16 protein-coding genes are annotated in these 17343 nt (G+C 36.1%); 5 read left to right on the forward strand and 11 right to left on the reverse strand.

From position 1 onward, the window contains the following. Window positions 1-6 precede the first annotated feature (6 nt). The 3 genes from ACWV26_RS18430 to ACWV26_RS18440 form a co-directional block, all read right to left on the reverse strand. Complete coding sequence (locus tag ACWV26_RS18430; protein WP_455896121.1) at window positions 7-1716, reverse strand: GMC family oxidoreductase; 1710 nt, start codon at window positions 1714-1716, stop codon at window positions 7-9. A 17-nt stretch (window positions 1717-1733) separates the two neighbouring features. Further along, window positions 1734-2474 (reverse strand): gluconate 2-dehydrogenase subunit 3 family protein, encoded by a 741-nt coding sequence (locus ACWV26_RS18435; protein WP_455896122.1) that lies wholly within the window; start codon window positions 2472-2474, stop codon window positions 1734-1736. Between the two features lie 249 nt (window positions 2475-2723). Beyond that, the gene (locus ACWV26_RS18440) at window positions 2724-3947 is read right to left on the reverse strand and encodes an MFS transporter (protein ID WP_455896123.1); all 1224 of its coding nucleotides are present in this window, start codon (window positions 3945-3947) and stop codon (window positions 2724-2726) included. A gap of 231 nt (window positions 3948-4178) precedes the next feature. Between ACWV26_RS18440 and thrC the strand changes: the two genes are divergently transcribed. The 4 genes from thrC to ACWV26_RS18460 all read left to right on the forward strand — a co-directional run bounded on the left by thrC (window position 4179) and on the right by ACWV26_RS18460 (window position 7433). Beyond that, a complete protein-coding gene (gene thrC, locus ACWV26_RS18445) occupies window positions 4179-5231 on the forward strand; it encodes a threonine synthase (protein WP_455896124.1) in 1053 nt (350 codons plus the stop codon). Further along, entirely contained in the window at window positions 5228-6139 is a 912-nt protein-coding gene (thrB, locus tag ACWV26_RS18450; RefSeq protein ID WP_455896125.1) for a homoserine kinase, read from the forward strand. Before thrC ends, thrB begins: the two co-directional genes overlap by 4 nt. 159 nt (window positions 6140-6298) lie before the next feature. Further along, window positions 6299-6712, forward strand: coding sequence for an Rrf2 family transcriptional regulator (locus ACWV26_RS18455; protein WP_455896126.1), 414 nt, complete (start codon window positions 6299-6301; stop codon window positions 6710-6712). 85 nt (window positions 6713-6797) lie between these two features. Next, complete coding sequence (locus ACWV26_RS18460) at window positions 6798-7433, forward strand: NAD(P)-dependent oxidoreductase (protein ID WP_455896127.1); 636 nt, start codon at window positions 6798-6800, stop codon at window positions 7431-7433. Window positions 7434-7677: 244 nt separating this feature from the next. On the opposite strand, the gene zupT is transcribed toward ACWV26_RS18460, so the two are convergent. Together zupT and ACWV26_RS18470 are read right to left on the reverse strand one after the other, a co-directional pair. Continuing rightward, on the reverse strand, window positions 7678-8487 hold the full coding sequence (zupT, locus tag ACWV26_RS18465; RefSeq protein WP_455896128.1) for a zinc transporter ZupT: 810 nt from the start codon (window positions 8485-8487) through the stop codon (window positions 7678-7680). Between the two features lie 101 nt (window positions 8488-8588). Beyond that, window positions 8589-9470 (reverse strand): LysR family transcriptional regulator, encoded by an 882-nt coding sequence (locus ACWV26_RS18470; RefSeq protein WP_455896129.1) that lies wholly within the window; start codon window positions 9468-9470, stop codon window positions 8589-8591. Between the two features lie 148 nt (window positions 9471-9618). Here ACWV26_RS18470 and ACWV26_RS18475 point away from each other — a divergent pair, with 148 nt between their 5' ends. After that, window positions 9619-10824 (forward strand): MFS transporter, encoded by a 1206-nt coding sequence (locus ACWV26_RS18475; RefSeq protein WP_455896130.1) that lies wholly within the window; start codon window positions 9619-9621, stop codon window positions 10822-10824. Window positions 10825-10874: 50 nt separating this feature from the next. On the opposite strand, the gene ACWV26_RS18480 is transcribed toward ACWV26_RS18475, so the two are convergent. From ACWV26_RS18480 to ACWV26_RS18505, 6 genes are all read right to left on the reverse strand, one after another. Beyond that, the gene (locus ACWV26_RS18480; RefSeq protein ID WP_455896131.1) at window positions 10875-11486 is read right to left on the reverse strand and encodes a phosphatase PAP2 family protein; all 612 of its coding nucleotides are present in this window, start codon (window positions 11484-11486) and stop codon (window positions 10875-10877) included. Window positions 11487-11642: 156 nt separating this feature from the next. After that, entirely contained in the window at window positions 11643-12623 is a 981-nt protein-coding gene (locus ACWV26_RS18485; RefSeq protein ID WP_455896132.1) for a siderophore ABC transporter substrate-binding protein, read from the reverse strand. A gap of 17 nt (window positions 12624-12640) precedes the next feature. Then, entirely contained in the window at window positions 12641-13402 is a 762-nt protein-coding gene (locus tag ACWV26_RS18490) for an iron ABC transporter ATP-binding protein (protein ID WP_455896133.1), read from the reverse strand. Continuing rightward, a complete protein-coding gene (locus ACWV26_RS18495; protein WP_455896134.1) occupies window positions 13399-14349 on the reverse strand; it encodes an iron chelate uptake ABC transporter family permease subunit in 951 nt (316 codons plus the stop codon). Before ACWV26_RS18495 ends, ACWV26_RS18490 begins: the two co-directional genes overlap by 4 nt. Further along, entirely contained in the window at window positions 14342-15292 is a 951-nt protein-coding gene (locus ACWV26_RS18500) for an ABC transporter permease (RefSeq protein ID WP_455896135.1), read from the reverse strand. Before ACWV26_RS18500 ends, ACWV26_RS18495 begins: the two co-directional genes overlap by 8 nt. Before the next feature lie 366 nt (window positions 15293-15658). Continuing rightward, entirely contained in the window at window positions 15659-17146 is a 1488-nt protein-coding gene (locus ACWV26_RS18505) for a peptide MFS transporter (RefSeq protein ID WP_455896136.1), read from the reverse strand. Window positions 17147-17343 lie beyond the last annotated feature (197 nt).

Below are 17343 nucleotides of genomic sequence, written 5' to 3' on the forward strand. Positions count from 1 at the left end.
TTGATATTAAACCAGTGAACCACCTTTTTTAGAATATTTAATTATTCCCTCTGAACAACGGTATGCTAAAGCCCCTACTGTATCAGTTGGGTTATAACCAGAGTTGTTACCAAATGAACCTGCACCTACAGCAAATAGATTTTCACAATCCCAATGTTGTAAGTAATTATTTACTACCCCTTCATCTGGTGTTTTACTCATTACTGTGCCACCAGTGTTATGTGTTGATTGATAAGGTACAATACTATAATTTGTAAGTTCAGCACGAATTTCCACTTTTTTAGCACCCATTTCTTTTAAAACTTCTCCAGATTTTTCAGAAATGAATTTGTGTAATTTTTTGTCTTGGTCAGTAAAATCATAGTTTATTTGCAATAATGGAACTCCATAAGCATCTTTGTACTTCGGATCTAAGGTCATGAAGTTTTCCTTATGAGGTATAGAAGCACCTTGACCACCAACACTTAATGTACGTGTATAGTTCGTAATTGAATCCTTTTTCCAATCAGCACCCCATGTAGGTGTATCAGAGTGAGTTGTATTATTACCTATTGGACGAAGCCCTAACTGTGTTAATGCAATGTTTGCGCCGTGAATGAAGCCAAGTTTAGAGTGATCAAAATTATCGCCATTGAAATCATCAAAACACTCACCTAATGCACCTGCACCCATAAATACATTGAACTGTTCATCAAAGAAACCAATTGCACCCGGCATAATTTGGTAGCAATAGTTACGACCTAGAGTTCCTCTTCCTGTAGTAGGATCATACATTGTACCAATGTTCGATACCATTAATAACTTTGCATTATTCATCATAAATGAAGTTAAAACTACGACATCTGCAGGTTGGAAAAATTCTTCACCTGTCACAGTATCGAGATACCTAACACCTGTTGCTTTGTTTCCTTTCGTAATAACTTCAACTACATTTGAGTTAAACCGTATTTCATATTTTCCTGATTTAAGAGCTGCTGGAATGACTGATACTTCGGGAGTGGCCTTTGCACCATATTCACATCCGAAACGTTCACAGAACCCACAATATTGGCATGCATTAATCGTTTCACCATATGGGTTTTTGTATGATGCAGACAAGTTGGCTGAAGGCATCATATACGGATGATAGCCCAACTTTTTCGCTGCCTTTTCAAACTTTTGGAGTAATGGCGTTTTTTTCATAGGCCCGTTTGGATATTTATCTGAACGTTTAGGACCTAGCGGGTTTTCTTCACCACTAATACCCGCAGTTTTTTCAAATTTATCGAAATATGGCTCTATTTCATCATAAGTCAGACCCCAGTCCACCATCTGGTAATCATTGCTCATAAAGTTTTTGCCGTATTTTTTTTCAGTCATAGTTTTCAATTGGAAGTCGTATGGCAAAAAGCGGAATGTTTGACCATTCCAATGCGTACCAGCACCACCAAGACCCTCACCAAGTAAGAATGAACCTAGTTGGCGCATTGGTAGAGCTTGTTGTTTACGGTTATTACGAAAAGTAACCGTTTCTTTTGATAAGTCTTGCATTAATTCATAACGAATTGCGTAACGGTATTCATCATGCACATTCGCAAAGTTTACAGTACCTCGGTCTTTACCTCTTTCTAGTCCAACTACATTTAAGCCGGCTTTTGTACATTCAGCGGCAACGATACCGCCTGTCCAACCAACACCGACAGTTACAACATCTACTTTTGGCAGGGTTTTAGCCATTGTTACATCCTCCTAAATTAGTGCATTCCTAGAGATCTAGGTTCAATTTTTTGGAATCCTGGTTTTTCAATTACGTTTATATAAGACATTTGGTGGCCTGGGAAGCCTTTCATTCTCCAGCCATCCATGTTTCTGTTTCCACCATATAAGGGATCTGAATACGCACCTTCAATTGTTGCGGATCGTAATAATGAAAAGAAGAAAGCTGAGGTAACACCTTTCATCTTAATTTCATCTTTTTGGAAAGCTGTTAAAATTACATCACGTTCTTTATCAGAGATATCTGTGAAGCTTTTTTTGTAACGTTTTTGAGCTTCAGACTCCAATGATTGAACACCTTGCATGAAGATTTCTGCACGAGTTAGTCGAGATTGGTAACCTTGCGTAGCTAGACCTGAACCAAATGGCCCTTGCATATATTCTTTGGAATTACTACCATATTGACCAGCTAATTGCCTGTCGATGAAGTAAGGTACACCCAAATCTATTGCACCTGGTCCTAAATCATCCTTTGGGAATATACGTTCAGTAGCTGCAGCTAAAATGTTAAAGTCTTTATCTGTAGTAAAGAACATTTTACCTTGACTTGTTTCAGCTGTTTTGTTCGCAGTATTTGATGGAGCATTTTTCGTTGGTGCACCAGTTTTGTTCGAGTTATAACCAATTAATCCACCGATTATCCCACCACCTACTAATGTTCCTGTAGCAATACCAGTTGTTTTCAGGAAGTCTCGTCGTGTAATATCCTTTTCGCTCATTATTAAAAACCCTCCCTTAATTTATAGAAATGGTAGTTAATCCTAATCCATATGGAAAAAACCCACTCTTAAGCTTCATTATTTCCCTGTTTAACAAATTTTTAATCCATTTAAATACATAAAATTTATTCATTTACGTTGCAGTTTTTAGCATTTTAAGATTAATTTCTACATTTTGAATAAAATAAAAAGGAATTAGCAAATAACAAATGCTATTTCCTTTTTATTTTTTTTACTTAAATATCAGTATTATTGTAAAACAGTTTTCTTAGTTTCTTTCCCTAATAACAGAATAGCCAAAATACCGATTAAAATAGAACAACAGAAAATAGTGAAGACTAATCCAATAGATACACCTTGTGCCATTAGTGAGCCTACTAATAACGGCCCTAAAATTCCACCTACTCGTCCGATAGCAGCTGCCATCCCTACTCCGGTTCCTCTAATAATTGTTGGATACTGCTCAGGTGTATAGGCATACAAAGCTCCCCATGCGCCTAAGTTGAAGAATGATAAAAACATACCAGAAGCAATTAGAATCCATGTAGTATCAGTTAAACCAAAAGCAAGTGCACTTATTGCTGTACCTAGTAGATAGGTAGATAATACAATTTTCCGTCCCCACTTTTCGATTAACCATGCTGCAGTGAAGTAACCTGGCAGTTGAGCAATAGTCATTAATAATACATATTCAAAACTTTTTATTAAACTAAATCCTTTTAATACCATGACACTTGGTAACCATAAAAACATTCCGTAATATGAAAATACTACTGTAAACCACACAATCCATAACATTAAAGTTGGTTTAACATATGGTTTTGACCAAACATCTTTTAGATTTTGCAAAGTATTTCGCGAAGGATTTTTTTTCGCCGAAAACTGGGGTGAATCTGGTAAATGCAAACGTAAATATATAGCATATAGTGCTGGTATTGCTGTTAAGATTAAAGCAATTCTCCAACCATAGTTTGGAATCACAAAGTATGAAATGAGTGCTGCTAATAACCAGCCCACAGCCCAGAAACTTTCTAATAATACGACGATTCTTCCTCTTTCGTCAGCCTTTACACTTTCGGATACTAACGTAGAAGCAACTGGCAGTTCGCCACCTAGTCCCATACCGATAAAAAACCGCAAAAGCATGAACATCGCAATAGATGTAGAAAAGGCAGATAATCCACTTGCTACAGAGAATATGACAAGTGTCCAAATAAAAACAGATTTTCGTCCAATTCTATCCGCAAAGATACCAAATACAAAAGCACCGACGGCCATACCGATTGAGTTAACACTTCCAATCCACCCCATTTGCTGTGATGTTAAATGCCAATCAGAAGCAAGTGCTGCAATAACAAATGATAATATTCCAACATCAAGCGCATCAAATAACCAACCGATCCCCGCTGCTCCTAGTAATTTATTTCTTGAAATTGATTGTGTAGTAGATGGTGCTCTTACTGCTTGTCTCACAATCTTCTCCTCCTTCTTATGTCTTTACACTTGTATATTCTATTGTACATACAACTATAAACAGAAAAGTGTTTTGTGACAAGATGAAAATAAATTCAAATTGTTTTGAAAATTTACAGAGATACTATTGAAAACAGGACCTAAAATGCGTTAAAATGTCTCTTATAGAAAAACACTTGTACTTTTTGAACGAACATTAAAAATGGTTTTTACAAAAGGAGATTGTTACATATGTGGAAGGGCCTTTTAGAGCACTATAAAGAATTTTTACCTGTAAATGAAAAAACACCAGCATTAACATTACATGAAGGAAATACACCACTTATTCATTTAGATACATTGTCAAAGGAATTAGATATTGATTTACATGTAAAATTTGAAGGTTTGAATCCTACTGGTTCTTTCAAAGACCGTGGTATGGTCATGGCTGTAGCAAAAGCCATTGAAGATGGTAGTAAATGTGTTATCTGCGCTTCTACTGGTAATACTTCTGCAGCGGCTGCTGCATATGCTGCACGTGCTGGTATCCAAGCAATCATCGTTATTCCAAAAGGGAAAGTGGCTGCTGGTAAACTAGCTCAAGCATACATGTACGGTGCGAAAATTATTGAAATTGACGGTAACTTTGATGAAGCACTACAAGTTGTACGTGATATCAGCGAAACAACTGCCGTTACATTAGTAAACTCAGTTAATCCATATCGATTAGAAGGGCAAAAAACAGCTGCATTCGAAGTGTGTGACCAATTAGGAGAAGCTCCGGACATTCTTGCAATTCCAGTCGGTAACGCTGGTAACATCAGCGCTTATTGGAAGGGCTTCAAAGAATACAACGATAAAAAAGGTACCAAGCTTCCTAGAATGTTTGGCTTTGAAGCTGAAGGTGCTGCTGCAATTGTACAAGGTGCACCAATCGCACATCCTGAAACAATTGCCACTGCTATTCGTATTGGAAATCCGGCAAGTTGGAAACTAGCTGAAGCTGCTCGTGATGAATCAGATGGTAAAATTGGTTCTGTTACAGATGAAGAAATTTTGAATGCATATCGCCAAATTGCTTCAAAAGAAGGCGTCTTCGCTGAACCAGGATCAGCTGCTTCTGTTGCAGGTGTTTTACAATCAGTCGCAAACGGCTCTATTCCTAAAGGAAGTCGCGTCGTTGCTGTACTAACAGGTAATGGATTAAAAGACCCTGATACAGCTGTAAGTGCATCAAAAGTGGACATGATTTCTTTGCCAAACGATGAAGAAGAAATTCGCAAGTATATTGAGGGTTTAGTATGAGTAAAAAGTGGTCCATTTCTGTCCCAGGTAGTACAGCCAACCTAGGACCAGGATTTGATTCAATTGGTTTAGCATTAGGTCTTTATCTGGATTTAGATGTAACACTTAGCAACCAATGGGAATTTGAACACCATTCACCTCATCTTCCCCAAAAGTTTACAATGGAAGACCATCTAATCTATAAAGTCGCAAAAGAAATAGCCGAACGTTATAATGTTAATTTGCCACCATGTAAAGTTGTTATGCATAGTGAATTACCATTAGCACGAGGTCTTGGAAGCAGTGCTTCTGCTATTGTTGCAGGAATTGAAATAACCAATCAAATCTGTAATTTAAACTTATCTATTGATGAACGTTGCCGTCTAGCTTCTAAGCTTGAAGGTCACCCCGATAATGCTTCTGCATCAGTATGTGGTGGCCTCACAATTGGTGCTACATTACCTAACGGTCAACTTGAACTTATAAATGTACAAGATGTCGATGCTGCATTTGCTGTTTTTATACCAAACGTAGAGTTAAAAACAGAAGAAGCAAGAAGAGTATTGCCAGCAAATTATGATAAAGCCTATGCTGTACATGCAAGCGCCAATGCAAATATGTTAACAGCAGCGCTTTTATTAAAGGATTACAAACGTGCTGGAGAATTTATGGAACATGATTTATTCCATGAACCTTTCCGCGCAAACTTAATCCCAAATTATCATGAAATTCGCCAAACTGCAAAAGATGCAGGCGCATTTGGTACAGCTATAAGTGGTGCTGGCCCCACTGTCATCTCACTGATCAATAAAGAACGCGTAGAAAGCTTTGTTGAAAAAATGAAACCTCTATTCCCTAGCTATGATATTCAAGCTGTTCATGTGGATACAAAAGGTGTACAAGTAAAAATCTCAGAATTAGTAGAATAAACCTTTGAACCAAACACATATTATTATGTGCTTGGTTTTTTGTTATCTTTTTGATTAGGGATTGTGCATTCGGGAAGATTCTCTTCTATTCAAAAATTATAATCACTTGACATTCCATCTTCCTGTAACTATTATAGTTACAAACAGGTGGTGAGCCAAATGGTAAACAGTCGGTTCTCTGTTGCGATTCACATACTTTCATTGATTGCTTCTACAAAGGATGCACACACTCTAACTTCTGAATTTATCGCTAGCAGCGTAAATACTAATCCAGTAGTCATTCGTCGCATCAGTAGCCAATTGAAAAAAGCAGGTTTAATTACATCTCATGCCGGAATGTCAGGTTACAAACTGACGATAGCACCCAAAGACATAACACTATTAGCTATATATCGGGCTGTTCAAGCACCTGAAGATTTATTTGCCATTCATGACAATCCAAATCCGAATTGTGCAGTAGGTAAACAAATTCAATCAACATTAGATGATGTATTTTGCTCTGTTCAACAAGCAATGGAAAGTAAATTGGAAGAAGAGACACTTCAAGACATTTTAGATCATCTCTTTACATAAGAGACGATCTATTTTCTCACCCTACCTGTAACTTTATTAGTTACAAGATTACTAAACTATTTGAATAATCTAGGAGGAATTTATAATGAAAATTGGAATTATCGGTGCAACAGGTAAAGCAGGAAACAAAATTTTAGCAGAAGCTAAATCACGTGGACATGAAGTAACAGCAATCGTTCGCAATGCATCAAAATTACAAGATCAAACTATTACTGTATTAGAAAAGGATGTATTTGATTTAGCAGCTGCAGATATTAATGTATTTGATGTTGTCGTAAATGCTTTTGGCGCTCCAATGGGTCAAGAAACATTACATGTGGAAGCTGGTCGTCACCTAATTGATATCTTCAAAGATGCAAAAAACACAAAACTATTTGTAGTTGGTGGTGCAGGTAGCCTATTCGTAGATCCTGAAAAAACAGTTCTCGTGATCGATACACCAGACTTCCCTGATTTCGTAAAACCTACTGCTTCTAACCAAGCTAAAAACCTAGAAGATTTGAAAGTCTCTACAATTACTTGGACATTCTTAAGCCCATCCGCAATTTTCGATCCAGAAGGTCCACGTACAGGAAAATATATCGAAGGAAAAGATAACCTATTAGTAAATGAACAAGGCGAAAGCTACGTATCTTATGCAGACTTTGCCGTCGCAGTACTAGACGAAATCGAAAACCCTAAACACATAAACGAACGCTTCACAGTAGCTTCTAATAAATAAAAGCAGAGGGCGCTCGTTAAAAAGGAAGATAGCCTAAAAGCGCCACATCATGTGGCAACGGCTATCTGACCCACATCCTGTGGGCCTCCGAAATCATTGGAAGGCCCGAATCGAAAGCGTGTTGCAAGCTTCAACCGAGGGACTGAAATGACTTGAGGGTCTAGCCGCCGCAGCTGGATAATATGTAAAGGCAAATACGCCCAATAGTAAAGGGGATTGCAAAACATACTGCAATCCCCTTTCTTTATGCCAATAATACCAAACTAATAGCCATTACAATCATCCCTAAAACTACGCCGTAAATAGATGAATGCGCCTCATCGTATCTTCGTGCAGCTGGTAATAATTCATCTAATGATATAAAGACCATAATTCCTGCGACGCCAGCAAAAATCATTCCAAACATAATATCATTTAGAAATGGCATTAAGAGCATATATGCGACAAAAGCTCCAACAGGTTCTGCAAGCCCCGATAAGAACGATAACTTGAATGCTTTTTTACGATTACCCGTTGCATAGAAAATCGGAACAGATACTGCTATACCTTCTGGAATATTATGAATGGCCACAGCAACAGCAATCGCAAGACCAAGGTTTGGGTCATTTAAAGCAGAAACAAATGTTGCAATACCTTCTGGGAAATTATGAATGCCAATAGCTAGTGCTGTAAAAACCCCCATCTTCATAAGTTTCGTATAATCGGCATTAGAAGGACTCTTTTTCAAATCCTCGACCATCTTCACTTCATGAGGATTTCCAAGACTCGGAATCAGCTTATCAATCAATGCAATTAATAACATGCCGCCAAAGAATCCAATCACGGTAAATAAGTAACCTTGTTTCGCCCCTAGTTCACTGACAAGTGCTATCTTTGCCTTTACGAAAATTTCAACAAGTGACACATAAATCATGACACCCGCCGAAAACCCAAGTGAAAAGGATAAAAACTTTGTGTTCGTCCTTGATGTAAAAAATGCAATTAAACTTCCTACACCTGTTGCCAATCCAGCAAATAATGTTAACCCCAGCGCATATAAAACACTTGCATCCATCCGCATACCTCTCTCTAATTTGAACGTTTTGGTCATTGTATGCAAATTCTTTCCTTTATGAAACAATATTTCTCGAAGAAAAGTATTCTTACCTTATATATTTATTCTTCTTTAATTTCTTCAATGATAAAATTTCGAAATGTTTGTGCAACTTGCGGCATATATCTTTTCCCCATAAAGGCCAGTCCCAATTTGCGCTCGCAAGCTGGGTAGCTTACAGGAATTTTAGAAACTTGATAGGCATTTAGCCCTCGAATATTAGGTAATAATGCAACACCTAAACCTGCTTCAACAAAGCCTGCAACTGTATGAAACTCTTCCCCTTCAAAGACAATCTCAGGTGATATATTTGCAAGCTCCAATAATTGATCATTGATTTGTCTTAGTGAATTTCCTTTTTTTATTGAAACAAACGGATACTCTCCAATTTGTGATAAATCTATTTGCTTACGAATTGCTAATGGATGATTCTTCGGTACAATCACGAACAATTCTTCTCTCCAAAGTTCAATCCACTCAAATGGAATATCTGTTTCAACATATGGCACCAGGCAAAGATCAAACTTTCCCTCCTCGAGTTGCTGAAGTATATGAGATGAATTATTTTGTGTAAATTCAAATTGAACATTTGGAAATTTGTTACGAAATCGATGAACTAAATGTGGGACCAGTTCCATTCCAACTGTATGCGTAAATCCTAGAGATAATACACCTGAATCAGGTGCCACAAGATCTAATATCTCTTGTTTAACATCATCGTAAAGCTTATTGATCGGCAATGTTCTTGTTAAAAAGAGTTCACCATATCGATTCAATTTAATGGAACGCCCCTTACGTTCAAATAATGGGACACCAATTTCTTCTTCAAGTTGAGCAATAGACTTACTTAGAGCGGGTTGGGAGATATTCAATAATTCTGCTGCGTGTGTCATATGTTCTATCCTTGCTACTGTTTGGAAATACTTCAATTGCTGTAAATCCATTTTTGCACCCCCTAATAACCAATTGGAATCGAATTAATAAAAATAATAAATTGTATTTATGAATTGATTGAAACTATAATAAACCGTAAGCGAGAAATTGACAATTGAACTTCGAAATCTGCAATTATTTAATGGAGTGATCATTAGAATGGATGAGTATATCAAACAAGGAACAATTGATTTTCGCAAAGCCAATCTAGCATTGTTTGCGGGTGCATTTAGTACATTTGCGAATTTATATACGACCCAGCCAGTATTACCTACATTTGCAAAGGTTTTTCATATTTCCCCTACAACTGCTAGTCTCTCTCTATCACTAACAACAGCATCTTTAGCTTTTTGTATGTTGATTGTTGGTTCACTTTCAGAAGCTTGGGGTCGTAAACCAATTATGACTTTTTCAATGATTGCAGTAGCCATCTTAACATTTCTCATTGCCATCTCACCAAATTTTCATGTGTTATTAATTTTACGGGTAATTCAAGGAATAGTGTTTGCAGGGTTACCTGCTATCGCGATGGCTTATTTAGGAGAAGAAATTGAACCTAAAAGTTTAGGTGCTGCTATGGGGTTATATGTTAGTGGGAATTCTATTGGCGGTTTAGCCGGACGTATTATCATGGGGTCTGTTAGTGATTTCTTCAATTGGCGTATCGGTATGATTACTATTGGCGTTATTAGTTTACTTGTAGCGATTGCCTTTTATTTCTTACTACCTGCATCAAAGCATTTCAAGCCAGAAAGATTAGCATTTAAACCATTATTTAAGTCATTACTCATGCATATAAAGGATCCAGCTTTACTTAGTCTGTTTGGAATTGGTTTCTTATTTATGGGATCTTTTGTCACCATATATAACTATATTGGATTTCAATTACTTGAACCTCCATATTCTTTAAGTCAAACGATTGTTGGGTGGATTTTCTTAATTTATCTAGTCGGAACTTTTAGTTCTGCATGGATGGGTAAATTAGCTGATAAGCATGGGCGTTTTAAAATGCTCTTATTAGGGATTGGATTAATGTTTAGTGGAGCCATTCTTTCACTAACCGGTAACTTATTGGTTAAGATACTTGGTATTGCTATTTTAACTTTTGGCTTCTTCGGTGGTCACGCCATTGCTAGTGGCTGGGTAGGAAAACGAGCAACACATGATAAAGCACAAGCCTCATCACTTTACCTATTCTTTTACTATGTAGGCTCAAGCGTTGGAGGGACGACAGGAGGTTTCTTCTGGTCTAAATTCGGCTGGAGTGGCGTTGTGAGTATCGTATTAGCTTTCTTAATCATCGCTGCTATTTTAGCCTTTATTATTCATAAGATTACAGAAAAAAGAACAATACCTCATACTTAATCTTATATTAGAAAGGCACTGTTCTTTACATATCAGTGCCTTTTGTTTTGCTAATTTGTATGCTGATTTATTACTTTTTTACGGCGTTCATACCAAATAACGATTAAGATAAACCAACTATATCCTAGCGACCACCCAGCAATTATATCTGATGCAAAATGATGACTCTCTGCAATTCTGGATAATCCAATCAAAGCAGTTAATATGACGGCGAAAGACCAAACAATGATTTTCTTCTTTGTAGATGCCGAAAACTCTGTTATAAAATATGCTAATGTAAATATATAGAGTATTCCCACCATTGCGTGACCTGAAGGAAAACTAAAAGATGATAACTGATGAGGAATATCAGGCCGTGTTCGTTGTACCCAATTTTTGATCATCTGATTCAGTACGTTTCCTGCTCCAATTGCTAGTAACACAAACATCATGCCACTATAATTATGATGGCGTATCCATAACCAAATGAGCATAAGAATGGCTACAAGTAAGATGAATTTAGTTTCTCCAAAGTTATGAAAAAATCCAAAGAATGAACTTCCTTTCAGTAAGTCCGATGCATTAGCATCTAAACTAGCAATCCAATTGCTATTTAAGTTGAAATATATAATCCAAAAGATGATGACAGTTACAATCGCAAAAGGATAGTAAAATCTTTTCATCATAACTCCACCTTTCCATAAACAATCTTATGACAGGGCAAATGCCCTTTCTATATTTTATGGAAAAAAACACAGAAAAGCACCTAGCAAAAAAATGCTAAGTGCTTTATTTTTCACAAAATCCTTTAAATAAATTGGGCAACTATACCACATTGATTATAGTGCAGCTTCTACTTCTTTTGCCATTTCAGCTACAGATTGTAATCCTCCGCCTGATAAGTACCAAACTTCTGGGTTAAGGTAAATGATTTTACCATCTTTATAAGCAGTTGTTTTCTTTACGATATCATTTTCAATATCTTTTTTCGCAGAAGCACCTTTTGTCACAACTGCATCACGGTCTACCACAAAGATGATGTCTGGATTTTTTTCTAGGACATATTCGTAAGACACATTTTGGCCATGTGTAGAAACTTCAATTCCTTCATCAACTGCTTTGAAACCAAACACATCATGGATAAGGCCAAAGCGTGATGCAGGACCGTAAGCACTGATTTTACCTTCTGAACCTAAGATGATTAATGCTTTTTTATTTAAATCTTTTGTTTCACCTTGAACTTTTGTGATTGTATCATCAATTTTTGCTAATTCATCTTTTACTTGATCTTCTTTACCAAAGATTTTGCCTGCTAGTTCAGTATTCTTTTTAAAGGATTCCATGTAATTTGATGTGTCTAATCCTACATAAACCGTTGGAGCAATTTTACTTAATTCATCATAAAGGCTTGCTTGACGACCAGAGATGAAAATAACATCTGGAGCAATTGTTGCTAGCTTTTCAAAATCGGGTTCTTTTAATGTACCAAGGTTTTCATAATCTGCGCTTGCATATTTTTCAAGATATTTTGGAATAGAATCTTGAGGAACACCAGTAACTTTAACTCCTAGTGTATCTAGTGTATCTAGAAAGCCCATATCAAAAGAAACAACTTTTTTGGGGTTTTTCGGTACATTTACTTCGTCTTTTACAGAATCTGATGTACCATCCTCATTTTGAATACCAAAATCATTTACTACAGTGATTGTTTCTTCTTTTGATCCGGAATTTGATTCTTCTTTAGTTGAATCTTTTGAGCTGCATGCCCCCAATACGAGAAGCATGGCAAAAACTAATGAGAATAACGACCATTTTTTCATTTTTTTAATCTCCTTTATTATGAATTAAAATATACACAGATACGGCAGCTGTCCATCTCTTGGATAGGGATGTCCATATCGTAAATTTCTTTTAGTGATTCAGAGTTAATAATTTCATTTGTTGGGCCGTCTTTTATGACTTTCCCATCTTTTAATGCGACGATGAAGTCTGAATAGACAGAGGCAAAGTTAATATCGTGCAAGACAATGACGACTGTTTTATCTAATTCATCTACAAGCTTTCTTAGGATTTTCATAATTTGAACGGAATGTTTCATATCTAGGTTATTTAACGGTTCATCTAGCAAAATATATTCAGTATCTTGAGCGATAACCATTGCGATAAAGGCTCGTTGGCGTTGCCCACCTGATAACTCGTCTAAATAATCATGCTCTATATCTTCTAAATTCATATAATGAATAGCCTCATCGATTTTCTTCTTATCTTCATCTGTTAAATGACCATGAGAATATGGGAAGCGACCAAAAGAAACAAGTTCACGAATAGTTAGTCTCACATTCATAAAATTAGACTGTTTTAATATCGATACTCTTTTTGCAAAATCATTGGATTTTAATTTCTTCACATCTTTGCTATCGAGCAAAACTTCACCGGTATCTGCATCCAGTAACCGACTGACCATCGAAAGTAAAGTAGATTTACCAGCACCATTCGGACCGATAAAGGATGTAATTTTACCACGTTTTATATCAACGCTTACTTTATCAACGACGACTTTTTTTCCAAAAAACTTGGATATTTCTTTAACTTGGATCATGCAGATCGACTCTCCCTTAGTAATAAGTAAATAAAGTAGATACCACCGATGAAATTGACGATAACACTTAATGTTGTCGAAAAGGTAAATACTCTCTCAACAAGCCATTGACCACCGAATAAAGCAACGATACTCAAAAGAGATGCACCTGTGATTAATACAGAATGCTTATAGGTTTTGAAAAATTGATAAGATAGGTTTGCTACGATTAAACCAAAGAAAGTAATCGGGCCTACTAAAGCTGTAGAAACTGAAATTAAAATACTTGAGATGACAAGCATCCTTTTTACTACTTTGTCGTAAGGAACTCCTAAGTTAATAGCAGTTTCTCGTCCAAGTGATAAGACATCTAATTCATTTATCATTCGCCAACCAAACACCATAACAACAATGATAATAACTAATGCAAGCCATACTAAATCGCCATTTACATTATTAAAACTCGCAAACATTTTGTCCTGAACTCGTGAAAATTCGTTTGGATCAATTAATACTTGCATGAAAGTTGTAACGCTTCCAAAAAAGGTTCCAATGATAATCCCGACTAGAAGTAAAAAGTAAATCGGTCTATTTCCTGAACGGAATAAAAACTGGTAAAGAATCAGAGCGAATCCAATCATGGCAATGACAGAAATAAAGAAGTTAACTTGCGTATTCATAATCGCGACATGTCCAGAACCTAGGAAGAAAATAATAACCGTTTGTAATAACAGATACATTGAATCTAATCCCATAACACTTGGGGTTAAAATCCGATTATGTGTAATGGTTTGGAAAATAACCGTAGAATAAGCAATCGAAACACCAGTTAATGCCATCGCCAGCACTTTAATCATCCGACGAGGCAATATGTAATCATAGTTACCATTCAATCCTTGGAACAGATATAAACCACAAAATATAGAGGAAAGAACCACCAATATTAATATTTTGACACTATTACGCATACGCTCTCCCCCTAAACAACAAGAATAGGAAGACTGCGCTGCCGATGACGCCTACCATTAAGCTAATAGAAATCTCATAAGGATAAATAAGAACACGTCCCAAAATATCGCAAATCAATAGAAAAATTGCTCCAAGCATAGCGGTATGCGGTAAAGTCTTTTGTAAATGATCTCCTTTATAAATAGAAACGATATTTGGGATAATCAAGCCTAAAAATGGAATCATACCAACTGTTAGTACTACAGTAGTTGTCACTAAAGCAACAAGGATTAATCCAAAGTTAACAATTCGTTTATAAGCAAGCCCTAAGTTCTTTGCAAAATCTTCCCCCATCCCAGCTACCGTAAATCGATTAGCATAGAGATAGCTAACAATTAATACTGGCACACTAAGATAAAGCAATTCATAGCGTCCCTTCATGATCATCGAAAAATCCCCTTGCAACCAAGTCGAAATATTTTGAATAACATTTGACTTATATGCGAAGAAAGTTGTAATGGAAGATAAAATATTGCCAAACATCAACCCAACAAGTGGAATAAATATCGCGTCTTTAAATTTAATACGGTTTAAAATTTGCATAAATAATATTGTGCCGGCTAATGCAAATATAAATGAAACCACCATTTTCTCTAAGATCGAAGCGTTTGCAAATAACAACATCGATACTAAAATTCCTAAACGAGTGGCATCTAGTGTACCAGCCGTTGTCGGTGACACGAATTTATTGCGACTTAAACTTTGCATGATTAAGCCTGCAATACTCATTCCAATTCCCGCTAGTATGATCGCGATTAACCTAGGTACACGACTAATAAGGAAAATTTGCGTTTTTTCCGATTGAATATCTAGCAAGTCCTTAGGCGAAATATTACTTACCCCAACAAATAGAGATAAAATAGATAGAATTACAAGTGCTATAAACAAATATCGCTTTTTCATATTAACCTCAACTTCTTCCATTCTATGAGTAAATGACTTGATAAATGAAAAACATTATCATTTACTCACAATAATTATTATAGTCCATATTGATAATCATTTTCAATGGATAAATGAAAATGATTATCAAATAAACAGTTTGGTGCAAGAAATTCCTTGTTAATACTCGATCTTAATGTTTTTTAATTCTCAATTAGTTTATTATTTGGGGTATGTTTGGGTAGAAGTGGGCTACTATTTTCAGAGGGAATGATGCATTATTAGGAATCTTGTTAAACAAGCTCGTGCTTACATAAATAAAAAACCTGTCCTAAAACCGGCAAAACCGATTAAAGGACAGGTTTGTTTTATTCATATGAAGCGTTCTTATCGAATATGACCCATTTTCTTAGAAATCCATGGACTTAAGATTAACATGATTAAGAAAAGAACTACTGAAGCTCCACCAAGATAACCGAAGTATTGAATTTCTGAAATCTTACTAAATAATTTTGCAAATTGAGCATTCAATGCTTGAGCTGCAGTACTTGTTAAGAACCATAGAGACATTGTTTGTGCTGCAAACGCTGCTGGCGCAAGTTTAGTCGTTGCTGATAGACCAACTGGTGACATTAATAATTCTCCGATTACAACTAGGAAGAATGAAATAACAATCCACCATGGGCTAATCAATGCTGTACCGCCAGAAGAAATTGCTGGAATAATCATAATTAAGAATGAAACCCCGGCAAACAATAGTGAGAATGCAAATTTAATTGGTGTAGATGGTTGACGATTCCCCATCTTAACCCAAATCCATGCAAAAATTGGCGCCATTGTGATAATAAATAATGGATTTAAAGATTGGAACCAAGAAGCTGGAATCTCAAATGACCCAACTGTTAAATTAGTACGTTTTTCGATATAAGTTGCAAGAATTGTTGAACCTTGTTCTTGTATTACCCAGAACATTGTACTTGTAATGAATAACGGAATATAAGCAAGAAGATGTGATTTTTCTTCTGACTTTGTTTTTTTACTAGTGAACATCCAGATAAATACACATATTGGAGCTAATAATCCAATTACTGTGAAGAAGTTAACGACACCGCCAATTGTTAGTGTGCCAGTCATCGCTGCGATAATTGCTATTACAGCAACAATAATAACAGCTACAATAAACTTTTTAAGAATACTGCTACGTTCGTTAACATTTAATGGGTTTGTAGGTTCTAAACCTGCAAGTCCTAATTTTTGTTTTTGTTTATGTGTGTACATAAATAATCCAATTGCCATACCAATTGCAGCAATACTAAAACCTGCATGATAGTTATATTGTTTTTGGACTGCCCCAACGATTAATGGAGAGATAAACGCACCAGCGTTAATACCCATATAGAAGATGTTGAAACCTGCATCGCGACGAGTATCGTCCTCTGCATACATATCACCTACAACTGATGATACGTTTGGTTTTAATAAACCAGTACCAATAATGATAAATATCATTGAAGCAAATAAGAATGTTAAGCCACCAGGAATTGCTAGAGAAAGGTGACCGATGATAATTAAAATACCACCCCAGAATATTGTTCTTCTAGTACCTAAAACACGGTCTGCAATCCATCCACCGATAATCCCAGACATATAAACTAGTGAACCATAAATTGCCATAATTGATGCGGCAGTCGTTTCATCTAAACCTAAACCACCATTTTTTACTGTATCGTACATGAAGTAGATCAGTATTGCCTTCATACCGTAATATGAGAATCGTTCCCAGAATTCAGTAAAGAACAAACTAAATAAGCCTTTTGGATGCCCGAAGAATCCTGTTTGAGGAACAGACTTTACGATTTCCTCTTTAGTTGCCATAAGAAACTCTCCTTCTTTCAATATAAAAAATAGTCCAACAATTCAAACTATATCGTCTACAACTTTTCTTTCCAACGAGTCTGTTGTCCATTATACACACACAAATGTAACATGTCAAAATAAAATATAATTATAGAATATTTTATATTTTCCAATAACTTAATATAAAGAAAGTCTTTTATATCAATAACATTAGG

The sequence above is a fragment of the Rummeliibacillus sp. JY-2-4R genome, from assembly GCF_053847205.1.

Excerpts from the sequence above, each read along its gene's own strand:
- ACWV26_RS18490 (WP_455896133.1), bottom strand. The coding sequence starts at position 13,402 with ATGATCCAAGTTAAAGAAATATCCAAGTTTTTTGGAAAAAAAGTCGTC.
- ACWV26_RS18430 (WP_455896121.1), bottom strand. The coding sequence starts at position 1,716 with ATGGCTAAAACCCTGCCAAAAGTAGATGTTGTAACTGTCGGTGTTGGT.
- ACWV26_RS18485 (WP_455896132.1), bottom strand. The coding sequence starts at position 12,623 with ATGAAAAAATGGTCGTTATTCTCATTAGTTTTTGCCATGCTTCTCGTA.
- ACWV26_RS18500 (WP_455896135.1), bottom strand. The coding sequence starts at position 15,292 with ATGAAAAAGCGATATTTGTTTATAGCACTTGTAATTCTATCTATTTTA.
- ACWV26_RS18495 (WP_455896134.1), bottom strand. The coding sequence starts at position 14,349 with ATGCGTAATAGTGTCAAAATATTAATATTGGTGGTTCTTTCCTCTATA.
- ACWV26_RS18475 (WP_455896130.1), top strand. The coding sequence starts at position 9,619 with ATGGATGAGTATATCAAACAAGGAACAATTGATTTTCGCAAAGCCAAT.
- ACWV26_RS18455 (WP_455896126.1), top strand. The coding sequence starts at position 6,299 with ATGGTAAACAGTCGGTTCTCTGTTGCGATTCACATACTTTCATTGATT.
- ACWV26_RS18505 (WP_455896136.1), bottom strand. The coding sequence starts at position 17,146 with ATGGCAACTAAAGAGGAAATCGTAAAGTCTGTTCCTCAAACAGGATTC.
- ACWV26_RS18435 (WP_455896122.1), bottom strand. The coding sequence starts at position 2,474 with ATGAGCGAAAAGGATATTACACGACGAGACTTCCTGAAAACAACTGGT.
- ACWV26_RS18480 (WP_455896131.1), bottom strand. The coding sequence starts at position 11,486 with ATGAAAAGATTTTACTATCCTTTTGCGATTGTAACTGTCATCATCTTT.
- ACWV26_RS18460 (WP_455896127.1), top strand. The coding sequence starts at position 6,798 with ATGAAAATTGGAATTATCGGTGCAACAGGTAAAGCAGGAAACAAAATT.
- thrC (WP_455896124.1), top strand. The coding sequence starts at position 4,179 with ATGTGGAAGGGCCTTTTAGAGCACTATAAAGAATTTTTACCTGTAAAT.
- thrB (WP_455896125.1), top strand. The coding sequence starts at position 5,228 with ATGAGTAAAAAGTGGTCCATTTCTGTCCCAGGTAGTACAGCCAACCTA.
- ACWV26_RS18470 (WP_455896129.1), bottom strand. The coding sequence starts at position 9,470 with ATGGATTTACAGCAATTGAAGTATTTCCAAACAGTAGCAAGGATAGAA.
- zupT (WP_455896128.1), bottom strand. The coding sequence starts at position 8,487 with ATGGATGCAAGTGTTTTATATGCGCTGGGGTTAACATTATTTGCTGGA.